19 protein-coding genes and 1 tRNA gene are annotated in these 21,009 nt (G+C 64.3%); 6 read left to right on the top strand and 14 right to left on the bottom strand.

From position 1 onward, the window contains the following. Positions 1 to 2: 2 nt before the first annotated feature. Both CLU94_RS12995 and CLU94_RS13000 read right to left on the bottom strand, forming a co-directional pair. Positions 3 to 3,059 carry a response regulator gene (locus tag CLU94_RS12995; protein ID WP_099665915.1) on the bottom strand — a complete coding sequence of 1,019 codons (3,057 nt, stop codon included), beginning with the start codon at positions 3,057 to 3,059 and terminating at the stop codon, positions 3 to 5. A gap of 95 nt (positions 3,060 to 3,154) precedes the next feature. Further along, complete coding sequence (locus CLU94_RS13000) at positions 3,155 to 3,352, bottom strand: cysteine-rich CWC family protein (protein ID WP_099665916.1); 198 nt, start codon at positions 3,350 to 3,352, stop codon at positions 3,155 to 3,157. Positions 3,353 to 3,583: 231 nt separating this feature from the next. On the opposite strand from CLU94_RS13000, the gene argB reads away from it, so the two are divergent. Further along, on the top strand, positions 3,584 to 4,477 hold the full coding sequence (argB, locus tag CLU94_RS13005) for an acetylglutamate kinase (protein ID WP_010393729.1): 894 nt from the start codon (positions 3,584 to 3,586) through the stop codon (positions 4,475 to 4,477). 65 nt (positions 4,478 to 4,542) lie between these two features. Next, a tRNA-Thr gene (locus tag CLU94_RS13010) sits at positions 4,543 to 4,617 on the top strand. Positions 4,618 to 4,760: 143 nt separating this feature from the next. On the opposite strand, the gene CLU94_RS13015 is transcribed toward CLU94_RS13010, so the two are convergent. Continuing rightward, on the bottom strand, positions 4,761 to 5,630 hold the full coding sequence (locus CLU94_RS13015; protein WP_257218791.1) for a TraB/GumN family protein: 870 nt from the start codon (positions 5,628 to 5,630) through the stop codon (positions 4,761 to 4,763). A gap of 95 nt (positions 5,631 to 5,725) precedes the next feature. On the opposite strand from CLU94_RS13015, the gene CLU94_RS13020 reads away from it, so the two are divergent. From CLU94_RS13020 to pabB, 3 genes are all read left to right on the top strand, one after another. Beyond that, positions 5,726 to 6,460, top strand: a complete 735-nt coding sequence (locus tag CLU94_RS13020; protein ID WP_077398423.1) for a pyrimidine 5'-nucleotidase — start codon at positions 5,726 to 5,728, stop codon at positions 6,458 to 6,460. Between the two features lie 102 nt (positions 6,461 to 6,562). Next, positions 6,563 to 7,138: a nucleoid occlusion factor SlmA gene (gene slmA, locus CLU94_RS13025; RefSeq protein WP_099665918.1), complete on the top strand. Its 576-nt coding sequence runs from the start codon at positions 6,563 to 6,565 to the stop codon at positions 7,136 to 7,138. A gap of 20 nt (positions 7,139 to 7,158) precedes the next feature. Continuing rightward, complete coding sequence (pabB, locus tag CLU94_RS13030; protein ID WP_099665919.1) at positions 7,159 to 9,003, top strand: aminodeoxychorismate synthase component I; 1,845 nt, start codon at positions 7,159 to 7,161, stop codon at positions 9,001 to 9,003. A gap of 84 nt (positions 9,004 to 9,087) precedes the next feature. Here the strand turns inward: pabB and CLU94_RS13035 are convergent, their stop codons facing one another. Both CLU94_RS13035 and CLU94_RS13040 read right to left on the bottom strand, forming a co-directional pair. Then, the gene (locus CLU94_RS13035; RefSeq protein ID WP_099665920.1) at positions 9,088 to 9,447 is read right to left on the bottom strand and encodes a DUF1428 domain-containing protein; all 360 of its coding nucleotides are present in this window, start codon (positions 9,445 to 9,447) and stop codon (positions 9,088 to 9,090) included. A 115-nt stretch (positions 9,448 to 9,562) separates the two neighbouring features. Beyond that, entirely contained in the window at positions 9,563 to 10,156 is a 594-nt protein-coding gene (locus CLU94_RS13040) for a glutathione peroxidase (RefSeq protein ID WP_099668295.1), read from the bottom strand. A gap of 181 nt (positions 10,157 to 10,337) precedes the next feature. On the opposite strand from CLU94_RS13040, the gene CLU94_RS13045 reads away from it, so the two are divergent. Beyond that, complete coding sequence (locus CLU94_RS13045) at positions 10,338 to 11,465, top strand: extracellular catalytic domain type 2 short-chain-length polyhydroxyalkanoate depolymerase (protein ID WP_099665921.1); 1,128 nt, start codon at positions 10,338 to 10,340, stop codon at positions 11,463 to 11,465. A 157-nt stretch (positions 11,466 to 11,622) separates the two neighbouring features. Here the strand turns inward: CLU94_RS13045 and gabD are convergent, their stop codons facing one another. The 9 genes from gabD to CLU94_RS13090 form a co-directional block, all read right to left on the bottom strand. Further along, complete coding sequence (gene gabD / locus CLU94_RS13050; protein ID WP_070218955.1) at positions 11,623 to 13,077, bottom strand: NADP-dependent succinate-semialdehyde dehydrogenase; 1,455 nt, start codon at positions 13,075 to 13,077, stop codon at positions 11,623 to 11,625. Positions 13,078 to 13,169: 92 nt separating this feature from the next. Next, the gene (locus CLU94_RS13055; RefSeq protein WP_099665922.1) at positions 13,170 to 14,012 is read right to left on the bottom strand and encodes a PPK2 family polyphosphate kinase; all 843 of its coding nucleotides are present in this window, start codon (positions 14,010 to 14,012) and stop codon (positions 13,170 to 13,172) included. Next, positions 14,009 to 14,431, bottom strand: coding sequence for a CoA-binding protein (locus CLU94_RS13060; RefSeq protein WP_099665923.1), 423 nt, complete (start codon positions 14,429 to 14,431; stop codon positions 14,009 to 14,011). Before CLU94_RS13060 ends, CLU94_RS13055 begins: the two co-directional genes overlap by 4 nt. A 64-nt stretch (positions 14,432 to 14,495) precedes the next feature. Next, positions 14,496 to 15,149 (bottom strand): bifunctional 2-keto-4-hydroxyglutarate aldolase/2-keto-3-deoxy-6-phosphogluconate aldolase, encoded by a 654-nt coding sequence (locus CLU94_RS13065; protein ID WP_099665924.1) that lies wholly within the window; start codon positions 15,147 to 15,149, stop codon positions 14,496 to 14,498. Positions 15,150 to 15,162: 13 nt separating this feature from the next. Continuing rightward, positions 15,163 to 16,059, bottom strand: a complete 897-nt coding sequence (locus CLU94_RS13070) for an SMP-30/gluconolactonase/LRE family protein (protein WP_373610052.1) — start codon at positions 16,057 to 16,059, stop codon at positions 15,163 to 15,165. Between the two features lie 140 nt (positions 16,060 to 16,199). Continuing rightward, complete coding sequence (gene araD, locus CLU94_RS13075) at positions 16,200 to 17,930, bottom strand: L-arabinonate dehydratase (protein WP_099665926.1); 1,731 nt, start codon at positions 17,928 to 17,930, stop codon at positions 16,200 to 16,202. After that, positions 17,927 to 18,940: a 2-dehydro-3-deoxygalactonokinase gene (locus tag CLU94_RS13080; protein ID WP_099665927.1), complete on the bottom strand. Its 1,014-nt coding sequence runs from the start codon at positions 18,938 to 18,940 to the stop codon at positions 17,927 to 17,929. Before CLU94_RS13080 ends, araD begins: the two co-directional genes overlap by 4 nt. 84 nt (positions 18,941 to 19,024) lie before the next feature. Next, positions 19,025 to 19,798 (bottom strand): aldose epimerase family protein, encoded by a 774-nt coding sequence (locus CLU94_RS13085; protein WP_099665928.1) that lies wholly within the window; start codon positions 19,796 to 19,798, stop codon positions 19,025 to 19,027. Next, entirely contained in the window at positions 19,795 to 20,994 is a 1,200-nt protein-coding gene (locus CLU94_RS13090; RefSeq protein ID WP_099665929.1) for a XylR family transcriptional regulator, read from the bottom strand. The genes CLU94_RS13085 and CLU94_RS13090 overlap by 4 nt, the downstream gene beginning before the upstream one ends. Between the last annotated feature and the right edge of the window lie 15 nt (positions 20,995 to 21,009).

The raw sequence follows: 21,009 nt of genomic DNA on the forward strand, positions 1-21,009 counted from the left end.
TGTCACAGTGTCAGCTCCAGCGCATCGGCCACCTCGCCCAGCTGCGCCAGCGCACCTTCGAAATCGTATTGTCCCAGCATGCGCTTCAACTGGCGCGCGTGTTCCGCCTGCCCGGCCGCGACCAGCACGGGGCCGATGCCGTCCAGGTGCTTGACGGCCTGCGCATCGTCCTGCAGCAGCAGCTGCGACAATTCGCGCAAGCCCGCTTCCAGGTGCGCCCGGTCCACCGCCGCCACTGGCGCCACCGCCGCGCCGCCCGCCTCGGCCACATGGCCGCGCGACTGCATGGCCAGCACGATCTTCGGCACCAACTCGTCGAGCGCCAGGGTGCAGGCGGCCAGCGCCTGCGGCAAGCCGTCGTGCGAACCCAGGCTGAGCAAGTGCTCGACCCGCGCGGCGCTGTCGGCCAGGCCGCCGGCGCCGATATTGCCGGCCAGGCCCTTCAGGGTATGCGCTTCGCGGATCGCCGTCTCGAGCTGGTTGTTCTCGATGGCGGCAACGATGCGCTGCATGGCGTCGAACTGGGTTTCCACAAAACGGTCCAGCAATTTTCGCATCAAAACGGCATTGCCGCCCACGCGACGCATGGCTTCCGCCATTTTCAGACCGGCGATCACGGGCAACTCCGCTTCCGGCTGCGCCACCACCGCCGTCATTGCCTGCGGCGTGGCTGGAGCGATCCAGCGTGCCAGGGTACCGAACAACTGCGCCACGTCGATCGGCTTGGCGATGAAATCGTTCATGCCGGCATCCAGGCATTTTTCCTTGTCGCCCACCATGGCATTGGCCGTCATGGCGATCACGGGCAAATTCGAATAACGGGGGTCCTGGCGCAGCTTGCGCGTCGCCTGGTAGCCATCCATCACCGGCATCTGGCAATCCATCAGCACGCCGTCATAGGCGTTTTCCTCGATCTTCGCCAGCGCGATGGCGCCATTGCCCGCGATGTCGACGCGGATGCCGGCGTCGTTGAGAATATGCTGCGCCACTTCCTGGTTGACTTCATTATCCTCCACCAGCAGCAGCCACGCGCCGCGCAAGGCGCGCTCGTCGTCGCGGTAGCTGCTCTGGCGCTGCGTCTTGCGGCTCTGCCCCGTCACGCCGCCAAACACGAACGATATCTGGTCGAGCAGGGTCGAGGCGCTGACCGGCTTGTTCAATACGCCGTCGAACGGCAAGTCCCGCTGGCGCGCCGCCTCCAGCAGCGCTTCGCGGTGGAAGGCCGTGACCATGATGCAGGCCGGCGTCGCATCGATGCCGGCGGCATCGGCGCGGATGCCGGCCAGGGTATCGAGGCCGTTCATGCCCGGCATTTTCCAGTCCATCAGCACCAGTCCGTACCCTCGCCCCTCGGCGCGCGCCTGCGCCACGGCGCCGATGGCCAGCACGCCGCCAGACACGGCACGCGCTTCGAAGCCGAGCGCCGTCAGCATGCTGACGAAGATTTCACGCGCGCTGGGGTTGTCGTCGACCACCAGCACGCGCAGGCCCTGGAATTGCTGCTGATGCTGCAGTTGCGACAGGCTGTCGCGCGGCACGGCGGCCAGGCCGAAGCGGGCCGTGAAGAAGAAGGTGCTGCCCACGCCCGCTTCGCTGACCAGGTCGATCTCGCCTTCCATCATTTCCACCAGGCGCTTGCTGATGGTCAGCCCCAGGCCCGTGCCGCCATGGTGGCGCGTGGTGGAGGTGTCGGCCTGGGTAAAGGCCTGGAACAATTTGCTGCGCTGGGGCGGCGTGAGGCCGATGCCCGTGTCGCGCACATCGACGCGCAAGACAGCCGCATGTTCTTCCAGCTGCTGCAGGCGGATGCTGACGACGATCTCGCCCTTGTCCGTAAACTTGATCGCGTTGTTGGTCAGGTTGATCAGCACCTGGCCCAGGCGCAGCGGGTCGCCCTGCAAGGCGTTCGGCACATCGGGGGCGATGTCGAACAGCAGTTCGAGCCCCTTGTCCTGGGCGCGCATCACGGACAGGTCGGCGATCTGCGCCAGCACGTCCTCGAGGAAGAAATCGACTTTTTCAAAGGCCATCTTGCCCGCCTCGATCTTCGAGAAATCGAGGATGTCGTCGATGATGGCCAGCAGGTTCTTCGAAGCCGATTCCACCTTCTCCAGATAGTTGCGCTGGGTCGACGTGAGGTCCGTCTGCAGTGCCAGGTGGGTCATGCCGATGATGCCGTTCATCGGCGTGCGGATCTCGTGCGACATATTCGCCAGGAAGTCCGACTTCATCTTGGTCGCATCCTCGGCCACTTCGACGGCGTGGCGCAGGTCCTGCTCGACGGCCAGGCTGGTGCTCATGTCCTTGAGCGCCTGCAGCAATTCGCCCGTCTCGTCGCGCGACGTTACTTCGATGACGGAACTGAGGTCGCCATTGGCCACGCGCGTGGCGATCGCCACCGCCTCGCCCAGCGGACGCGTGATCGAGCGCGCCGACCAGGCAAAGGCGAGACCGGTCAGCAGGGCTGCCAGGCCGATGCCGCCCATCAGCAGCAGCGAGGTATCGATGTCGTTGCGTATCCGGGCCGCGCTGTCGCGGATCAGTTGCTGCTGCAAGTCATCGAGCTGGCTCACGTACAGCAGCACTTTTTCCAGCACCGGCAAAGTCTGCGTCTGCATGGCCTGCTCGGCGCGGGCATCCTCGCCGCGCTCGACCAGTTCGAACATCGTCTTGAGCGACACATAGTAGTCGGCGCGTGCCAGGTGCATCTGTTCCAGCAGGCGCCGTTCCTCGGGCCGCGCATCGAGACCATCGAGGATGCGCACCTGCTCATCGATGCCCTGCTTGATCGCCTCCAGGCGCGCCTGGTTCGCCTGGCGCAGCGCCGGCTCGTGCTGGCTCGGCAGGTTTCCGATGCGCGTGGCCGCCTCGCGCGCCAGTCCATGGATCTTGCTGGTGGCCTTGGCGGCGACCCAGTCGCGCTGCAGGATATCGTCGGTCTCGGCGCGGATGGCATAGATGCGGCTCCCCGCCAAGACGATGACGACCAGCATCAGCACGATCAAAATGGCATAACCGGCATTGATGCGCACGCCGATGCGGATATCCCTGAAGCGCATAACTTTCCTGTAAGAAATTCTTAAAAATCGAAGTCTGAACGTATTCCCCTACAAAATGCAAGGTCTTTTGCAAAGGAAAAAGCGCGCCGATGCGCTTATCTGGCCGGCGTTGCTGCCGGAGGGGTCAAGGCGGCGATGCGCTCTTGCAGGCAGGCGGGGCACCAGCAGCCCACGGCGGTGCTGCCGGGCACGGGAACGGCCGGCGGCAGGGCCACGCACCAGCAGGGCTCCTTGGCGTCCGGATCAAGCTGACCACACTGGAAGGTGGCGCCGCACAGGCTGCATACGCTCATGGCTGTGTTTGAATTGGCAAGTGTGTGTCCTGCCGCGCCAGGATACGACGCAGATGTAACGGGCAGTAAAAGGGCTGGCTGGGGGGCATATCGGGCCAGACTATAGGATCATCAGGGAAAATACAACAAGATCGCCCTATAATGCCTCCAAGATTTTCGTCTTCCCTGTAAAATCCCACAAATCTATTTTCCGGACTCGCCATGAATCAACTAGCTAACTTGAACCTGGACATGAATGACGACTTGACGGCGGTGTCGCCACAAATCAAGGCGCAGATTCTGGCCGAGGCCCTGCCCTACATCCGCAATTTCCATGGCAAGACCATCGTCATCAAGTACGGTGGCAATGCCATGACGGACGAACGCCTGAAGCACGGCTTCGCGCGCGACGTCATCCTGCTCAAGCTGGTCGGCATGAACCCGGTCGTGGTGCACGGCGGCGGACCGCAGATCGACAACGCGCTGAAAAAAATCGGCAAGCAAGGCACCTTCGTGCAAGGCATGCGCATCACCGATGAAGAAACCATGGAAGTGGTGGAGTGGGTGCTGGGCGGCGAAGTGCAGCAGGATATCGTCATGCTGATCAACCATTACGGCGGTCAGGCTGTGGGCCTGACGGGCAAGGATGGCGGCTTGATCCGCGCGCGCAAGATGCAGATGCCGGACCGCGAACATCCGGGCGAATTCCTCGACATCGGCTTCGTCGGCGAGATCGACGCGATCAACCCGGCCGTCGTCAAGGCCCTGCAGGACGACGCCTTCATTCCCATCATCTCGCCGATCGGTTTCGGCCAGGATGGCCAGGCCTACAACATCAACGCCGACGTGGTAGCCGGCAAGATCGCGGAAATCCTGAAAGCGGAAAAGCTGATCATGATGACCAATATCGCCGGCGTCCAGGACAAGCAGGGCAACCTGGTGACCGACCTGTCGGCGCGTGAAATCGACGAGATGTTCGCCGACGGCACGATCTCGGGCGGCATGCTGCCGAAGATCTCGTCCGCGCTCGACGCCGCCAAGTCCGGCGTGAACACGGTGCACATCATCGACGGCCGCATCGAACACTCATTATTGCTGGAAGTGTTGACCGAGCAAGCTTTTGGTACTATGATCCGTTCGCACTAAAAAAATCGCAACGCATCACAGCGAGTAGTTTGGCGGCGCAGATCACCTGGCGCCGCTTTTAATTTGCCCTTGTAGCTCAGTGGTAGAGCACTCCCTTGGTAAGGGAGAGGCCACGTGTTCGATCCACGTCAAGGGCACCAGTATCCTTTCCCCGCAGCTGAAAAAATGTCCATGGCGGCGTTGTACTGCCTCGCCGTACATGCGTACTGTCTTCGTCAGTCCGCCTTGCCCTGAACACTTTTCCATCTGCTCTGCTATCTGTAGCCCGCGCCTACTCCACGGTTCAATACACCCGCTCTACCTTCAAACCTTTCTTGCGCAGCAGATCCGGTACGCTCTTTGCTCCCACCAGATGCAGCACGCCGATGGCGGCCAGGCTGGACTTTTCGCGCGCCAGCAACCTGGCGATGCCGTCGGCCAGGGCGGTATTGCGGCCATCCAGCAACACCTTTTGCACGAACTGGGCGGCGAACGACGGGTCTGTCGCTGCCTTGGCGGCCAACCTGTCGAAGGCGGCGGCATCGGCCGTGCGCCAGGCGTTGGCGATCTCGCGCGCTTCCTGGCTTTGTTCCTGGTCCTCGATCGACGCCACGCCGTCTTCCAGGAAACGGCACTGGTCGGCCGGCGACATGGCGCCGAACAGCGCCATCTGGCCTTCCATCGACTCGAGTTCCACCACGGGAATCTTGCGCGCCTTGGCCTGCTGCGACAGATAATTGTCGACGGCCAGGTCGGAGCGGTAGCCGAGCGTGGAAAACTCGCCGATGGCCAGCATGCTGGCCAGCATCCACGGCTTCATCGGCGCCACCGACTCGGCTGGAATACCGTATTTTTGCAACAGCGGGGCCAGGCGCGGGGCCAGAGTCTGACGGCAATCAAGCGGTACTTGGCTGCCCGGCGCCTCCATGCCGTACTTCAGCACGGCGCCCAGGGCGGCGCGCGGGTCGGCGCCGGGATCGATCTCCAGCGCCAGCGCGCCAGCCTGGTGCAGCGCCTGCGTCACGGTCGGCTCGAGCGGATAAAAATCGGGCGCGCCGACGTGGATGGTGCCGAACAGATACAGGGTGTGGCTGGCGTCCTGCACCTTGAAAAGGGCGCCCCGGTTTTGTGCCGCGGGCGGCGCTTCGGCAAAGGCCGCCGGCAACGGCAGCAAGAATAATCCGCAAAACATCACTATAATCTGGCGTCGCATGGTTTTCCTGATTGTTGAATTTTTCATCTTGCTTATCATCTTGCCTAAAGACTCCTGTGCCTGTGTCCCATCTTAACCGCTCGTCGCCGGTCTGGCTGTTTGACCTCGACAACACGCTGCACAATGCCTCGCACGCCATATTCCCCACCATCACGGCCAATATGAACACGTATATTGCCCGCGTGCTGGGCGACGGCGTGACGCCGGCCGACGACGCCATCGTCAATGCGGCGCGCGCAGCCTACTGGCGCCGCTATGGGGCCACCTTGCTGGGCATGGTCAAGCACCATCAGGTACAGGCAGCGCATTTTCTGCACGAGACGCACGCGTTCGACGATTTGCGCGCCATGATACGCGCCGAGCGGGGGCTGGGGGCTTTACTCAAACGCCTGCCTGGCCGTAAAATTTTACTCACCAACGCGCCGCTGCGCTATTCGAGCGACGTGATGCGCCACCTGGGCTTGCGCCAGCATTTTTCGCAGCATATCGCCATCGAGGCGATGCATGTGCACCGCCAGCTGCGGCCCAAGCCATCGACCCTGATGCTGCGCAAATTGATGCGCAAGCACCAGATCCGCCCTGGCCGCTGCATCCTGGTGGAAGACACCCTGGCCAACCTGAAGGGCGCGAAAAAACTGGGCCTGCGCACGGCATGGGTCACGCAATACCTGAAAATGGCGGATCCGATCGGCGTGGCGAAGTTGCCCAAGGCGTTAAATCGCCCCGCTTACGTCGATGTCAAAGTAAAATCTGTCCGGCATTTGGCACGCCGCCTTCACCGTCTGCGTTGAAGGGGACTCCTGGGCTTCCGGTTGACGCCGGAAGCCGCACCGCTAGCGGCGGTGACGGACCTCCCCATCAAGGCAGCATTTTTTTTAACGACAAGAGAAAATATGGCAAGCACACCGCCGGGCCAACGCAGGCTACAAATTCTTCAGGCCCTCGCCGCAATGCTGGAGCAGCCGAAAGGCGAAAAGATCACCACTGCCGCACTGGCGGCCAGACTGGCCGTGTCGGAAGCGGCCCTGTACCGCCATTTCGCCAGCAAGGCGCAAATGTTCGAAGGGCTGATCGAATTCATCGAGTCGAGCGTTTTCGGCCTGATCAACCAGATCGCGGAAAAGCACAGCGACGGCATGACGCAAACGCGCGACATCGTCGGCATGCTGCTCAATTTCGCCATCAGCAATCCGGGCATGACGCGCGTGCTGATCGGCGATGCGCTGGTCAATGAGGACGAACGCCTGCAAGTGCGCATGAACCAGTTCTACGACCGCGTGGAACTGGCGCTCAAGCAGGCCTTGCGCGTGGCTGCCGCCGAAGGCCATGGCAAGGAAAGCGAAGTGGCGGCGCGCGCCACCCTGATCGTCGGCTTCGTCATCGGACGCTGGCACCGCTACGCCAAGAGCGGCTTCAAGATCAACCCATCCCAGGAAGCGGCGCTGCAAATCGCCATGCTGCTGGGGTAAGTCACCGCCGCTGCTGTCCCATGCATACCGACTGTTTCGCCCTGCTCGACGACGCCAGCACCCCTGGCGCCGGTTCACGCCTGTACACGGGCCTGGCGGCAGTCTTGCAGTGCGGCGAGGGGGATGAGTGGCCCACCCTGCTCGAGGGGCTACAAGAGGCGTTACAGCGCGGCCTGTACGCCGTCAGCGTGTGCAGCTACGAGCTGGGCGCGCATGTGCTGGCCATGCCGCCGCGCGCGGCAGGCATCAACGCGCCGCCACTGGCGCAAGTGCTTGTCTTCGACCATTGCACGCAGCTTTCACAGGACGAGGTGGCGCAGTGGCTGGACGCGCGCGTCCGCGCCGACGCCGCGCCGGCCGGCGTGGCCGATATCCGCGCGAATGTGGATCAAGCCGAATTCACGCGCGCGCTGCACCGCATCCACGACTACATCGTGGCCGGCGACACCTATCAGGTCAACTACACGTATCGCTTGCGCTTCGACGCCTTCGGCTCGCCCCTGGCCCTGTATGCGCGGCTGCGCGCGCGTCAGCCCGTGCCCTACGGCGCGCTGGTGATGCTGCCCGATGGCGGCGCCCTGCTATCGCTGTCGCCGGAACTGTTCGTGCGCCATGCACAGGGCGAGCTGATGGCGCGCCCCATGAAAGGCACGGCGCCTGCCGCCCCGCCTGAGCAAACGGCAGAAAACGCGCGCCGCGCCAGCGCCCTGGCCAATGACCCGAAGAACCGCGCGGAAAACCTGATGATCGTCGACCTGCTGCGCAACGACATCGGCCGCATCGCCGTCACCGGCTCCGTCAAGGTGCCGGCCCTGTTCGAGGTGACGCGCTACAGCAGCGTGCTGCAAATGACCTCCACCGTGCAGGCGCGCCTGCGCGACGACGCCAGCCTGGCCGACGTCTTCCTGGCCTTGTACCCATGCGGCTCGATCACGGGCGCGCCGAAACGCCGCACCATGGAAATCATCGCCGAGCTGGAGCCGGCGCCGCGCGGCATCTATACGGGCGCCATCGGCTGGTTCGACCCTCCCGCCGCCGGCGCTACCCACGCGGTGGGCGACTTTTGCATGTCCGTGCCGATCCGCACCCTGGCCTTGCAGCCGGCTGGCCCTGACGGCATCCGGCGCGGCGAGATGGGCGTGGGCGCCGGCATCGTCCTGGACAGCGACCCGCACGAGGAATTTGCGGAGTGCCAGCTCAAGGCCCGCTTCCTCACGGGGCTGACCAACGACTTCGAACTGTTCGAGACCTTGCACGCCAGCCGCACCGGCGGCTGTCGCCAGCAAGAGCGCCACCTGGCGCGCCTGGCCGCCTCCTGCGCCTATTTCGGTTTTGCCTGGAGTGACAGTGCCGCGCAGGCCGCGCTGCAGGCGGCCTGCGCGGCACGCCCCGATGACGCGCCCTTCCGCCTGCGCCTGGCGCTGCGCCAGGATGGCCAGTGCACGACGCAAAGCGGTGCGCTCACCGTCCTGCCGGACACGGTAACCATCCTGCTGGCGCCCGACGCCACCGTGGCGGACGACCTGTTCCTGCGCCACAAGAGCAGCGTGCGCGCACGCTACGACGCGGCCTGGCGCGCAGCCGAGGCGCGAGGCAGCTTCGACATGCTGTTCTTTAACGAACGGGGCGAACTGACGGAAGGCGGGCGCAGCAATGTCTTCGTCCGCCTCGATGGCCGCTGGCATACGCCGCCCCTGTCCTGCGGCCTGCTGCCCGGCGTGCAACGCGCCGCCATGCTGGCCGATCCTGCCTGGGATGCGCAGGAAACCATCATTACGCGCGCCATGCTGGCACGGGCCGAGGCCATCGTCGTGTGCAATGCGCTGCGCGGGGCGTTGCCGGCACATATTATCGCTAGCGCCTGAAACCGTTCAGGGCAAGGCGCATTGCCGAAGGTAGTGCAACTGCACGACGAGGCATTGCAACGCCGCCATGGACTGTTTCAGCCGCTAGAGGTCCACCTGCATTTCATAACCGCCGTAGATCATCCGCTTGCCATCGAACGGCAGCTTGGCCGGATCCATCATCTCGGCCAGGCGCGGATCTTTCATGACCTTGTCGTTGATTTCATCGCGCTTGGCGCGCGACGCATACACGATCCAGGAAAACACCACCACTTCGCCATCCTGCAAGTCCACCGCCTGCGGGAACGACGTCAGCTTGCCTGGCTTGACATCGTCGCCCACGCATTCGCGAAATTCCAGCGCGCCGTACTCGCGCCAGATGGCGCCGCAACTGCGCGACATGGCCAGGTAGGCTTCGAGCTTGGCTTTCGGTACGGGCACCACAAATCCATCGACATACGCCATGATGTTCTCCTTGGTTGTGACAAACGCGAACAACCAGCTTAGGACAATGATGGCAAGACGACAAGCGCGGCATTAAAAAAAAGCAGGCGATCAAGCCTGCTTGCGTGTCGGCAACTTACAGCGCCAGCGCTTTTTCCACCGCGCCCACCAGTTTCTTGTCGTCCGGCGTCACCTTGCTGGGGAAGCTTTCCACCACTTTACCGTGACGGTCGATCAGGTATTTGTGGAAATTCCAGGCCGGGGTCTTGCCCGTCTGCTTGATCAAGTCCACATACAGCGGATTCGGCGCGGGGCCGGAGACCACCGATTTGGCGAACATGGGAAACTTCACGCCATAGGTGTTGTAGCAGAAATCGGCGATTTCCTTGCTGTTGCCCGGCTCCTGCTTGCCGAAATCGTTCGACGGGAAGCCCAGCACCACCAGGCCCTTGCTGCCGTACTTGGCGTACAGCGCCTCGAGCCCTTCATATTGATTAGTAAAACCACAATAACTTGCCGTATTGACCACCAGCACCACCTTGCCCGCGTACTGGCACAGGTTTTGCGGCGCTTCATCCTGCAGGCGGTTGAAGGTCTGCTTGAGAATCGCGGGGCAGGCGGCCGGCGCGGCGGCAGCTGTAGCGGTTTCGGCGGCATGGGCCGGCATGGCCAGGCTGGCGCCGGCGGCAAGGGTGGTGAGCGCAAACAGCTGGGCAAGGGTCTTGGACATGAAGGGCACCATGGTTGAACGGAAAAAAACCATTCTATGTCAAACGCCGCGCGCGCGCATGAGGGCCACAAGAACAGCAATTGCTTGAGCGACATCAACGATAGTGCAGTACTTGCCCATCGCACAGTTTTTTTACCTATGCTCGGCCTTCCTATCCCATTTCTTGCCTTGTGGAGTCGCCATGCCCTTCCCGCACCTGACCGCATTACCCACCGCCCTGCTGGCCGCCAGCCTGCTCACCCTGGCGCCAGGCGACACGCTCGCCGCCACGGCCGCCAAAGCGGCCAAGCCCGCCGCGACCAGGGACGCCCCCGCCCTGCCCGGCTACCAGGCTGACCTGAGCCAGACCACCGTGTCCGGCCTGTCCTCGGGCGGCTTCATGGCGGCGCAGTTTGCCGTCGCCTACTCGGCCACGGTGGCCGGCGCCGGCATCATCGCGGGCGGCCCGTATTTCTGCTCGGGCCAGCCAGGCCGCTTCCCCTACATCCCCTACCTGACGAATGCCCTGACCACCTGCATGAATCCCGGCAGCGCGCAGGTGGCGCCGCCTGTCGCCAGCGAATTGCTGCGCGCGGCGAACGACTTCGCGCGCGCCCGCCTCATCGACGACACGGCCAACCTGAAACGCCAGCGCGTGTATCTGTTCAGCGGAACGAAAGACCAGACCGTGACGCGGCCGGTGGTGGAACAGGTGGGAAAATTCTATGCGCTGGCGGGCACGCCGGCCGAGCAGATCCGCTTCGTCGACAATGTCGGTGCAGGCCATGCCATCATCACGGACAACAACCAGGACAAGGCTTGCGATGTAACGGCGTCGCCCTTCATCAATGACTGCGACTTCGTGCAGGCGCGCGACATCCTGCAGCACCTGTATCCGGACCTGCAGCCCGCGTCGACCACGCTGACGGGCAAGTTGATCGCCTTCAACCAGCGCAGCTTCATCCAGAACGCATACTCGAGCATGAACAATACAGGCTACGCCTACATCCCGAAAGCCTGCGACAGCGAGAGCTGCCGCGTGCACGTGGTGTTCCACGGCTGTTTGCAAACGACGCAAGCCATCGGCGACCGTTTCTATACCAGCACCGGCTACAACCAGGTGGCGGACGCCAACAAGATCATCGTGCTGTATCCGCAGGCCGAACCGAGCCCCGTCTACCCGTACAACCCGAAAGGCTGCTGGGATTTCTGGGGCTACACCAGCCTCAATCCGATCGACCCGGATTTCTACCGCAAGAGCGGCACGCAGATGCAAGCGGTCAAGGGCATGCTGGACAGGTTAGGATCGGCTCGCAACAGCCGTCGATAACGGACGTCACGGATGCTTGAGAAAATCGTAGCGAGCGGAAACGAGGCTCGGCGCCCCCAACTGGCTAAGAAGCGCAGCTGTACTGAGTACGGGGCCGCCGAGGCAGCGCGCATCGCAGGCCGGAAAGCGCGCCGCGCAGTAGATTTAATCAAGCATCCTAGATACCGCCCATGCAGATGTACTTGATGACCAGATAGTCTTCGATGCCGTAGGTCGACCCTTCACGGCCCAGGCCCGATTGCTTGACGCCGCCGAAGGGGGCGATCTCGTTCGAGATCAGGCCCGTGTTGACGCCGACCATGCCCGTTTCCAGGCCTTCGGCCACGCGCCAGATGCGGCCGATGTCGCGCGAATAGAAGTAGGCAGCCAGGCCGAATTCCGTGTTGTTGGCCAGGGCAATCACTTCATCGTCCGTCTTGAAGCGGAACAGGGGCGCCAGCGGGCCGAAGGTTTCCTCCGTGGCCACGCGCATGTCGTTCGTCACGTCGGCGATGATGGTCGGTTCGAAGAAGCCGTTGCCCAGCGCGTGGCGCTTGCCGCCAGCGAGCAGGCGGCCGCCCTTGCCCAGCGCGTCGGCCACGTGTTCTTCCACCTTGGCGACGGCCTTGGCGTCGATCAGCGGACCTTGCGTGACGCCCGCCTCGATGCCATTGCCCACCTTCAGCTTGGCCACGGCGGCCACCAGTTTGTCGGCAAACGCGTCATACACGCTGTCCTGCACATACAGACGGTTGGCGCACACGCAGGTCTGGCCGGCGTTGCGGTATTTCGAGGCGATGGCGCCTTCCACGGCCGCATCCAGGTCGGCGTCGTCGAAGACGATGAACGGCGCATTGCCGCCCAGTTCCAGCGACAGTTTCTTGATCGTTGGTGCGCACTGTTCCGCCAGCAGGCGGCCCACCTGGGTCGAACCCGTAAACGTCAGCTTGCGCACGATCGGGTTCGACGTCATTTCGCCGCCGATGTCTTTCGGCGCGCCCGTGACGATGCTGAACACGCCCGCAGGCACGCCCGCGCGCTCGGCCAGCACGGCCAGCGCCAGCGCGGAAAACGGCGTTGCTTCTGCCGGTTTCAGGACCATCGGGCAGCCGGCGGCCAGGGCCGGGCCGACTTTGCGGGTGATCATGGCGGCGGGGAAGTTCCACGGCGTGATGGCGGCGCACACGCCGATCGGCTCCTTGGTGATGACCAGGCGGCGGTCCGGCCAAGGCGATTGCAGGGTATCGCCCGCAACGCGCTTGCCTTCTTCGGCAAACCACTCGATGAACGAGGCGCCGAACTGCACTTCGCCCTTCGCTTCCGGCAAGGGCTTGCCCTGCTCGGTGGTCATGATCAGCGCCAGGTCGTCGGCGTTTTCCAGGATCAGGTCATGCCAGCGGCGCAGCACGGCCGCGCGCTCCTTGGCCGTCTTCTTGCGCCAGGCAGGCCAGGCGGCATTGGCCGCCTCGATGGCGCGGCGCGTCTCGGCGGCGCCCATCAGGGGCACCGTGCCGATATGCTCGCCCGTGGCGGGATTGCTCACATTAATCGTCTGGCCACCATCGGCATCCGCCCAGGCTCCATTCACGTAAGCCTGGTGACGCAACAAGGTAGGATCTTTCAACTGCAGCATATGGATCTCCGGTCTGGTTTGAATTATCGACGAGGGATACTATGCCACAGCGCGGCAGATTTCGCAGGCGCGGCGCTGAACTGCCCCAAGCTCTACTCGACCTTGAAAGACGACAGTTTCGGGTCCGGCGCCGGGTATTCCAGTTTCATGCCCTGCAGGGTTTCCAGCAGCAGGGATGCGACCACCAGGTTGCGCTGCGTCTTGGAGTTCGATGGCACCACGTACCACGGCGCGTGGTCGGCATCCGTCTCGCGGATCGCCGTTTCATAGGCGCGCTGGTAGCCATCCCACTTCTTGCGCTGGGCGATATCGTTGGGATCGAACTTCCACTGACGGTCGGGATCGTCGAGCCGCTCCTGCAGCCGTCCCCGTTGCTCGTCCTTCGAGATATGCAGGAAGACCTTCAGGATGACGGTGCCCGTTTCGCTCAGCATGCGCTCGAAATCACGGATCTGCGCATAGCGGCGCTGGCATTCGGCCTTGTCGATCATGTCCTGCACGCGCGTGATCAGCACATCCTCGTAATGGCTGCGGTTGAAGATGGCGATCTCGCCTTTCACGGGCACGTGCTGGTGCACGCGCCACAGGTAATCGTGCGCCAGTTCGATGTCGGTGGGTCCCTTGAACGCCACGGCGCGAATGCCCATCGGGTTGATATTGCTGAAGATGGCCTTGACCGTGCCATCCTTGCCCGACGTATCCATGCCCTGCAAGACCAGCAGCACCTTCTTTTTGTGCTGCGCGTACAGCATGCTCTGGCACTCGGCGATCTGCGCCGTCAGGGCCACGGTTTCCTCGCGGTCGATGGCCTTGCACTGGGCCGGCGTCAGCTTCTTGTTGGCCGCCTTGGTGGCGGCGCCCAGCAGGCGCTTGCCGGCGAAATCCTCGTTCAGGTCGAAGTCCTTCCCGGCCCGGAACTGCGTGCGCGCCTTCATGCCGCCACCGCCAGCTTGCGGTGCTCGATTTTTGTGCAATGGTCCATCACCACATCTAGGCCCGCCGCCCGCGCCAGTTGCGCCGCCTGCTCGTTGATGACGTCAAGTTGCAGCCACAGGCAGCCGGCCTTGACGGCGATGGCTTCCTCGGTGATGGGCAGAATATCTTCTGACTTGCGGAAGCAGTCGACGATGTCGATGCGCGCCGGCGCGACAGCCGCCGCGGCCTGCGTCAGGGTGGCGTAAGCGCGCTGCCCCAGCACATCGCGTCCGGCGAGGGCCGGATTGACGGGCAACACGCGATAGCCATGCCGCAGCAGGTAATCTGCCACTTCATGGCTGGCGCGTTCGGGCTTATCGGACATGCCGACGATGGCGATGATGCGGCTGTCTTGCAGGATGCGGGCGATGTTGGACATATTCTGGTCTATGAGGCGTGCGACATTGCCCCCTTAGCGTAGCAGATTCCCGTCCCGGTGGGAGCTAGCCAGAAGACTTAGCCGTCCGCACGGCCGCCATCTTCGCCACGAAGGCCTGCGCGCGCGCCGTCACGGCCGCGTAGTCTCCCGTGGCGCCCGGACCACTCAGACTGCTGCCGATGCCTACGGCCACGGCGCCGCTGGCAAACCATGCATGCAGGTTCTCCACCGTCACGCCGCCCGTCGGCATCAACGGCGCTTGCGGCAGGGGCGCGCGCAGGGCCTTGATGTAGGCGGGGCCGAACATCTCGGCGGGGAAGACCTTGACGATGTCGGCGCCCGCCTGCAGGGCCGTGACGATCTCCGTCGGCGTCATCGCCCCCGGCATGGACAGCACCTGGTAGCGCTGGCACAGCGTGATGGTCTCCACGTTCACGCCGGGCGAGATGATGAACTGGGCGCCGGCCAGGATGGCGGCGCGCGCCGTCTCCGTATCGAGCACCGTGCCCGCGCCCAGCAGCACGTCATGGCCATGGCGTTCGCGCAGGGTGCGCAGCACGCCCAGGGTATCGGGCGTGGTGAACGCCACTTCCAGCGCCGTGATGCCGCCGGCGATGCACGCCTCGGCAATCTGCACGGCCGCCTGCGCCGAAGAGGCGCGCACGATGCCGACCATACCCCGTTCGATAATGCCCTCGAAAACCGTGTGCTTCTGCATTTGCTCTCTCCTGTCAGGCCGGCAGGGCGCCAAAGCGCACTTCCGGCAAACCGCGCACGTCCACCTGGCGCGCATGAAACAATCCCCCGGCCAGCGGTTCGCTCGCCAGCTGGGCCGCGCTCAAGCTCTCCTGCGCCGTCGTGACGAACAATTCGTCGTAGCGCGGGCCGCCCAGGCTCACGCAGCTGGGCTGCGACACGGGCAAGGCTATCGCGCGCTCGACGCTGCCGTCCGGCGCGAAGCGCAAGACCCTGCCTGCTCCCCATTGCGCGCTCCACAGGTAGTCATCCGCATCGATGGTGGCGCCATCGGCGGCGCCGGGGCTCGGATCGAGCACGGCAAACACGCGCACCCGGCTGGCATCGCCCCCCAGGTAATCGTCCCAGCGGTAGATCGCCTTCTTCATCGAGTCGCAGAAGTACATGGCCGTGCCATCGACGCTGAAGCAGATGCTGTTCGAGATGGCGATCTGCGGCAGCGGCAGGCGCTCCAGGGTCAGGTCCAGGTTGAGGCGGTAGAAGCTGGCGACGGCATCGCGGCACGGCCGCTCATCGAGCGTGCCGAAGACAAAGCGTCCCTGGCGGTCGCAGCGGCCATCGTTCAGGCGCGTCATGGGCAAGTCCCCCTCCACCGTGTGCAAGGGCGTGACGGCCCCGCTGCGCGCGTCAAACCAGGCCAGGCGCGAAGCCAGTCCCAGCAGCAGCACGTCGTCGCTGTCCGTCAGCGCGAAGCACGCCAGGCGCTCCGGCATGGCCCACGTCTGGCGCTCGCCCGTGGCCAGCACCAGCGCATGCAGCTGGCAGCCTTCGATATTCGTCCAGAAAACGCGGCCGCTGCGTTCGCACCAGCGCACGCCCTCGCCGAGAAAATTCTGCGCATCGACCAGTAATTGGGCCTGTGTCCCCATCATTTTTCCTTTAACTAATGTATAACGCATGATAAAACCGTCGCGAGCGGAAGTCAGTTGTGCCCGAGACGCGCAACTGTGCTTGAGCACAGTGAGCATCGAGGCCGCAAATGACGACGCGCAGCAGGTTTGATCGTGCGCTATCAATGTGATTCGCGCGGAACCGCCGAGCCCCGGCAACCGACGAGGAAGTCGAGGTCCGCGCCTTCATCGGCCTGCGTCACGTGCTTGATGTACATCGACTGGTAGCCGCCCTTCATGGCCGGTGGCGGCGCGCTCCATTCCGCCCGCCGGCGCGCCAGCTCGGTCTCGTCGACGTCCAAGTGCAGGCGCCGTCCCGCCACGTCGAGTTCAATCATGTCGCCATCGCGCACCAGGGCCAGCGGCCCGCCCACGGCCGCTTCCGGCGCCACGTGCAACACCACCGTACCGTAGGCCGTGCCGCTCATGCGCGCGTCCGAGATGCGCACCATGTCGCGCACGCCCTGTTCCAGCAGTTTTTTCGGCAATCCCATATTGCCCACTTCGGCCATGCCCGGATAGCCCTGCGGGCCGCAATTTTGCAGCACCATCACGCAGCTGGCGTCGATATCGAGGGCGGGATCGTCGACGCGCTTTTTATAGTGCTCGATGCTGTTGAAGACGACGGCGCGGCCACGGTGCTGCATCAGTTCCGGCGAAGCGGCGGAAGGCTTGATGACGGCGCCGCGCGGGGCCAGGTTGCCATGCAGGACGGCGATGCCGCCCTCGTCCTTGAATGGCTGCGCCAGCGGTGTGATCACCTCGGGATTGAAATTTTCCGCTTCGGCCACGTTGACGGCCATGCTGGCGCCCGTGACGGTGAGCGCCTCGCCATGCAATTTTCCCAGCAAGTCGCGGATGATCACGGGCAGGCCGCCCGCATAGTAAAAATCTTCCATCAGGTACTGGCCCGACGGCATCAGGTTCAGCAGGCAGGGAATGTCGCGGCCCAGGCGGTCCCAGTCGCCCAGGCGCATGTCCACGCCGATGCGCCCCGCGATGGCCAGCAGGTGGATCACGGCATTGGTCGAGCCGCCGATGGCGCCGTTGACCATGATGGCGTTTTCAAACGCTTCGCGCGTGAGGATCTGCGACAGTTTCAGGTCTTCATGCACCATGTCGACGATGCGCCGGCCCGTCAGCTGCGCCTGCAGCTTGCGGCGCGCATCGACGGCGGGAATGGCCGCGTTGCCGGGCAGGGTCACGCCCAGTGCCTCGACCATGCTGGCCATGGTGGAAGCCGTGCCCATGGTCATGCAGTGGCCGGCGGAGCGCGACATGCACGATTCGGCCTGCTTGAATTCGTTTGAGGTCATGCGCCCGGCGCGCACGTCTTCGGAAAACTTCCACACGTCCGTGCCGGAGCCGATCGGTTTGCCGCGGTAGTTGCCGTTCAGCATGGGGCCGCCCGACAGCACGATGGTCGGCAAGTCCACACTGGCCGCGCCCATCAGCAGGGCCGGAGTGGTCTTGTCGCAGCCCGTCAGCAGCACCACGCCGTCGATCGGGTTGGCACGAATCGATTCCTCGACATCCATGCTGGCCAGGTTACGGAACAACATGGCCGTCGGGCGCAGGTTCGTCTCGCCCAGCGACATCACGGGGAATTCGACGGGAAAACCGCCCGCTTCGAGCACGCCGCGCTTGACCATCTCGGCCAGGTCGCGGAAATGGCCATTGCAGGGGGTCAGTTCGGACCAGGTATTGCAGATGCCGATGACGGGACGGCCATCGAAGGCGTCGCTGGGATAGCCCTGGTTCTTCATCCAGCTGCGGTGAATGAAACTGTCCTTGTCGTCGCCGCCAAACCACGCTTGCGAACGCAAGGGACGCTTGTTCTTGTTGCTGCTCATACTGTCTCCTGCGGGGAAATCAAGCCGCGCGCGGCGGCGATCAGCAGCGCACCGTGACCGGCCAGATTGGCTTGCTGCTGGTCGTCGACGATGATGCGCTTGCCATAAAAAAATCCGTGTTCTTCGATCAGCAGCCCGAGCGCCTGGCGCAGCATGGGCTTGCCGGTAATGACGAGCGGGGTATCGGGCCGCATCTGGATGGCGGTGCTGTTGCGCAGCGCCAGCAAGTCGCCACTGAGGACGGCGCCCATCAGGAAATTGGCCCGCTCGTTGCACTCGACGGCGCTGAACTGGCCCAGGGTGCGCACGCTGAAACAGGCGCGCGCCAGCCCCGTTTTTTGCGCCGCCGCCGCGCCGGCCAGCAGCATTTTCGGCACCAGGGTCTGCGCAAAACCGCCATCGACCGATTGCTTGATCAGGGTGTGCTGCGTGATCGCCTGCAGCAGTTCGCCCGCGATGGTGGTGCTGCAGCCGAGGATGCGGCGCTGCTCGTCCACGCTGATCAGTTTGGTATGCGAGCCGGGCATGATCAGGGTTGCCGCGCCCCGCAATTGCAGGCGCTCGAGCAGCGCGACGACTTCCGTCTCTTCGCCGCGCATCATGTCCATCGCCTCGACGTTATGCAGGCCGACGGCGCCATGCTGGTTGCGCACGCCGGGAATCAGCCACAGGGGCTGCGCCAGCACGTCGGGCAAGTCCACCGCCTGCATGCCTTGCGCCAGCTGGGCCAGGCCGGCGGGAGCCGGCAAATGCGGCACTTCCCGCACGCCCATGGGCGAGGTGATCATGCCCGACGCCAGCGCCAGGTCCACCTCGGACGGCGCGATGCCCGCGCTGGCCAGCACGCAGGCGATGGTGTCGCGCAGCGCCTGTTTCAGCGCGCCGTTATGGCCATCGATGGCGGTATTGCGCACGCCCGTTTCCAGCTGCGCCTGGGCGACGACGGCGCCCGCGCGCCACAGCAAGGTACGCGTATTGGTGGTGCCGGCATCGATGGTGAGTATGTTCATGGGCAGGTTCGCAGCGTCGGTCAGGACAAAAATAAATGAGGGAAAAACTACCCCATGGTAGAACTGCCCCGCATATCTGACCAATCACTTATTTGACATCATTGATACCGGTTCGGATATGTCAAACGCGTCGATATCCTGCACGCCCAAACGGTAGACGAGCGTAAAGCGCATCGCCTGTCCCGGCTGCATTTCCACACCCTGCGCCAGCAGGGAAAAACAGCGTGCATCGGAATACAGATGGCAGCTGTCCTGGGCGGTGGAAAAACGCAAGACCCGGCCGGACGCGGGGTCGACAACCCGCGCCGCCTCGCGCAGCTGGCCGCTGCCCGTCCAGTAAAAGTCATGCCGGAATCCCGGCAAGTGGGCCAGCGCGGGCCAGGCCAGGCGCGAAGCGAGCGGCGCCGGCTGGCGGAAGTCGAAGGCGCTGCCCGCCACATCGAGCGGCGCGCCACCCGCACAGCCACCAGGCCAAGGCCAGTAATGGTCGGCAGCCAGGCGCAGCACATGGTCGCCCACGCTGGCATGGTGGCCCTGCAGATTGAAGCGGGGCGCGGCAAGCGCAAAACGGGAAACGGTATCGGATGTGGCGACACAGTCGAGGTGCAGGCTGCCGTCGTCATCAAACCGGTAGCTCAGGCGCACCGACAGGCCGTCTTGCGCCAGCTGCAACTGCAAGTGGCCGTCGTCGGGCGATGCGCACTGCCAGCCCGCGGAGGATCGCGCCGCTGGGGGCGCCGCGCCCAGCACATCGGCCAGCCGGCCATAGCGGTCGGGCGCCCACCAGGCCCGCACGCTGGCATCGTGCGTATCGATGGCCACGCGCATGCCGCGCGCGTTGCGCAGCAGATGCATCATGGCGCCTGCCCGGGGGCTGGCGGCGGCCGGCTGCGCTGCTGGAATTCGCGCGGCGTGCAACCGAGTTCGCGCTTGAAGACGGCATGCATGTACTGCACCGTGGTAAAACCGCAACGCACGGCCACCTCGGCCACCTGCCCCGGCCCGCGCGCGAGCAGGGTCTTGGCCGCGTCGAGCTTGAAATGCAGGATCTCATCGTGCACGCTGCGCCCCAGCTCGTGGCGGAAGTGCGCTTCGAGCGAAGAGCGCGACACGCCCACGTAATCGGCCACCTGCTCCGTCTTGATGCCCTGGCAGGCGTACTGGCGGATGAAGTGGCGCGCCTGCATCACCTGCGGATGCTGGAAGGGCTGGTGGCGCGTGGAAGCGAGCACGTTCAGGCCGGCCGGCGGCACCAGGATGCGCGTGCCGGACAAGCGCGCGCCGTTGAGCATCTGGTGCAGCAGATGCGCCGCCGTGCGGCCCATTTCCTCCGTGCCCTGGATCACGGAACTCAAGGGAATGCGCGTGAGCATGCGCGCCAGCGGGTCGTTGTCGATGCCGATCAGGGCGACCTGCTCCGGCACGGCGATGCCAGCGTGCATGCAGGCTTGCAGCAGCTGGCGCGCGCGTGCGTCGCTGACGGCGATGATGCCGACGGGTTTTTCCAGGCTATTGAGCCAGGCGATCTGCTGCTCCACCGCTTCGTCCCATGACGGCGCGCTGGTGGCGACGCCCCGGTACACGTCGGCATGCATGTGGTCGCGCTCCATCAAGGTGCAAAACGCCGTTTCGCGCTCCTGCGCCCAGCGGTTGACATCGGCCTCGGGCAGGCTGAAACAGGCAAAGCGGCTCAATCCCGCTTCCACCAGGTGTTCATAGGCCAGCTTGACGATCTTGAAATTATCGGTCGCCACGTACGGGATGCCGGCCGGGTAGTCTTCCGCGCGCGCATACGAGCCGCCCACGGCCACCACCGGCAGGCGACTGTGCGCCAGCGCCGCGCAGACGGCGGGATCGTCGAAATCGGCGATGATGCCGTCGCCCTGCCAGCGTTCGATGCCCGGCAGGCGGCAACGAAAATCCTCTTCCAGGAACAGGTCCCACGACACGCGCGTGGTGTTCAAGTAGGCGGCGATGCCCGCGATGATGTCGCGGTCATAGATTTTATTCCCGTTAAACAGCAGCGCAATCCGGTGCGCGGTCGGCATCTTCATGGTGTCTCCTCCCGT

The organism is Janthinobacterium sp. 13, from assembly GCF_002749695.1.
GTDB classification, from domain to species: Bacteria; Pseudomonadota; Gammaproteobacteria; order Burkholderiales; family Burkholderiaceae_D; genus Janthinobacterium; species Janthinobacterium kumbetense.

What these genes read in the sequence shown, in the direction of transcription:
- araD (WP_099665926.1), bottom strand. Translation starts at nt 17,930, where the DNA reads ATGAGCAGCAACAAGAACAAGCGTCCCTTGCGTTCGCAAGCGTGGTTT.
- CLU94_RS13035 (WP_099665920.1), bottom strand. Translation starts at nt 9,447, where the DNA reads ATGGCGTATGTCGATGGATTTGTGGTGCCCGTACCGAAAGCCAAGCTC.
- argB (WP_010393729.1), top strand. Translation starts at nt 3,584, where the DNA reads ATGAATGACGACTTGACGGCGGTGTCGCCACAAATCAAGGCGCAGATT.
- CLU94_RS13085 (WP_099665928.1), bottom strand. Translation starts at nt 19,798, where the DNA reads ATGATGCATCTGCTGCGCAACGCGCGCGGCATGCGCGTGGCCATCGAT.
- pabB (WP_099665919.1), top strand. Translation starts at nt 7,159, where the DNA reads ATGCATACCGACTGTTTCGCCCTGCTCGACGACGCCAGCACCCCTGGC.
- CLU94_RS13070 (WP_373610052.1), bottom strand. Translation starts at nt 16,059, where the DNA reads ATGATGGGGACACAGGCCCAATTACTGGTCGATGCGCAGAATTTTCTC.
- CLU94_RS13040 (WP_099668295.1), bottom strand. Translation starts at nt 10,156, where the DNA reads ATGTCCAAGACCCTTGCCCAGCTGTTTGCGCTCACCACCCTTGCCGCC.
- CLU94_RS13060 (WP_099665923.1), bottom strand. Translation starts at nt 14,431, where the DNA reads ATGTCCAACATCGCCCGCATCCTGCAAGACAGCCGCATCATCGCCATC.
- slmA (WP_099665918.1), top strand. Translation starts at nt 6,563, where the DNA reads ATGGCAAGCACACCGCCGGGCCAACGCAGGCTACAAATTCTTCAGGCC.
- CLU94_RS13000 (WP_099665916.1), bottom strand. Translation starts at nt 3,352, where the DNA reads ATGAGCGTATGCAGCCTGTGCGGCGCCACCTTCCAGTGTGGTCAGCTT.
- CLU94_RS13045 (WP_099665921.1), top strand. Translation starts at nt 10,338, where the DNA reads ATGCCCTTCCCGCACCTGACCGCATTACCCACCGCCCTGCTGGCCGCC.
- CLU94_RS13090 (WP_099665929.1), bottom strand. Translation starts at nt 20,994, where the DNA reads ATGAAGATGCCGACCGCGCACCGGATTGCGCTGCTGTTTAACGGGAAT.
- CLU94_RS12995 (WP_099665915.1), bottom strand. Translation starts at nt 3,059, where the DNA reads ATGCGCTTCAGGGATATCCGCATCGGCGTGCGCATCAATGCCGGTTAT.
- CLU94_RS13065 (WP_099665924.1), bottom strand. Translation starts at nt 15,149, where the DNA reads ATGCAGAAGCACACGGTTTTCGAGGGCATTATCGAACGGGGTATGGTC.
- CLU94_RS13080 (WP_099665927.1), bottom strand. Translation starts at nt 18,940, where the DNA reads ATGAACATACTCACCATCGATGCCGGCACCACCAATACGCGTACCTTG.
- CLU94_RS13055 (WP_099665922.1), bottom strand. Translation starts at nt 14,012, where the DNA reads ATGAAGGCGCGCACGCAGTTCCGGGCCGGGAAGGACTTCGACCTGAAC.
- gabD (WP_070218955.1), bottom strand. Translation starts at nt 13,077, where the DNA reads ATGCTGCAGTTGAAAGATCCTACCTTGTTGCGTCACCAGGCTTACGTG.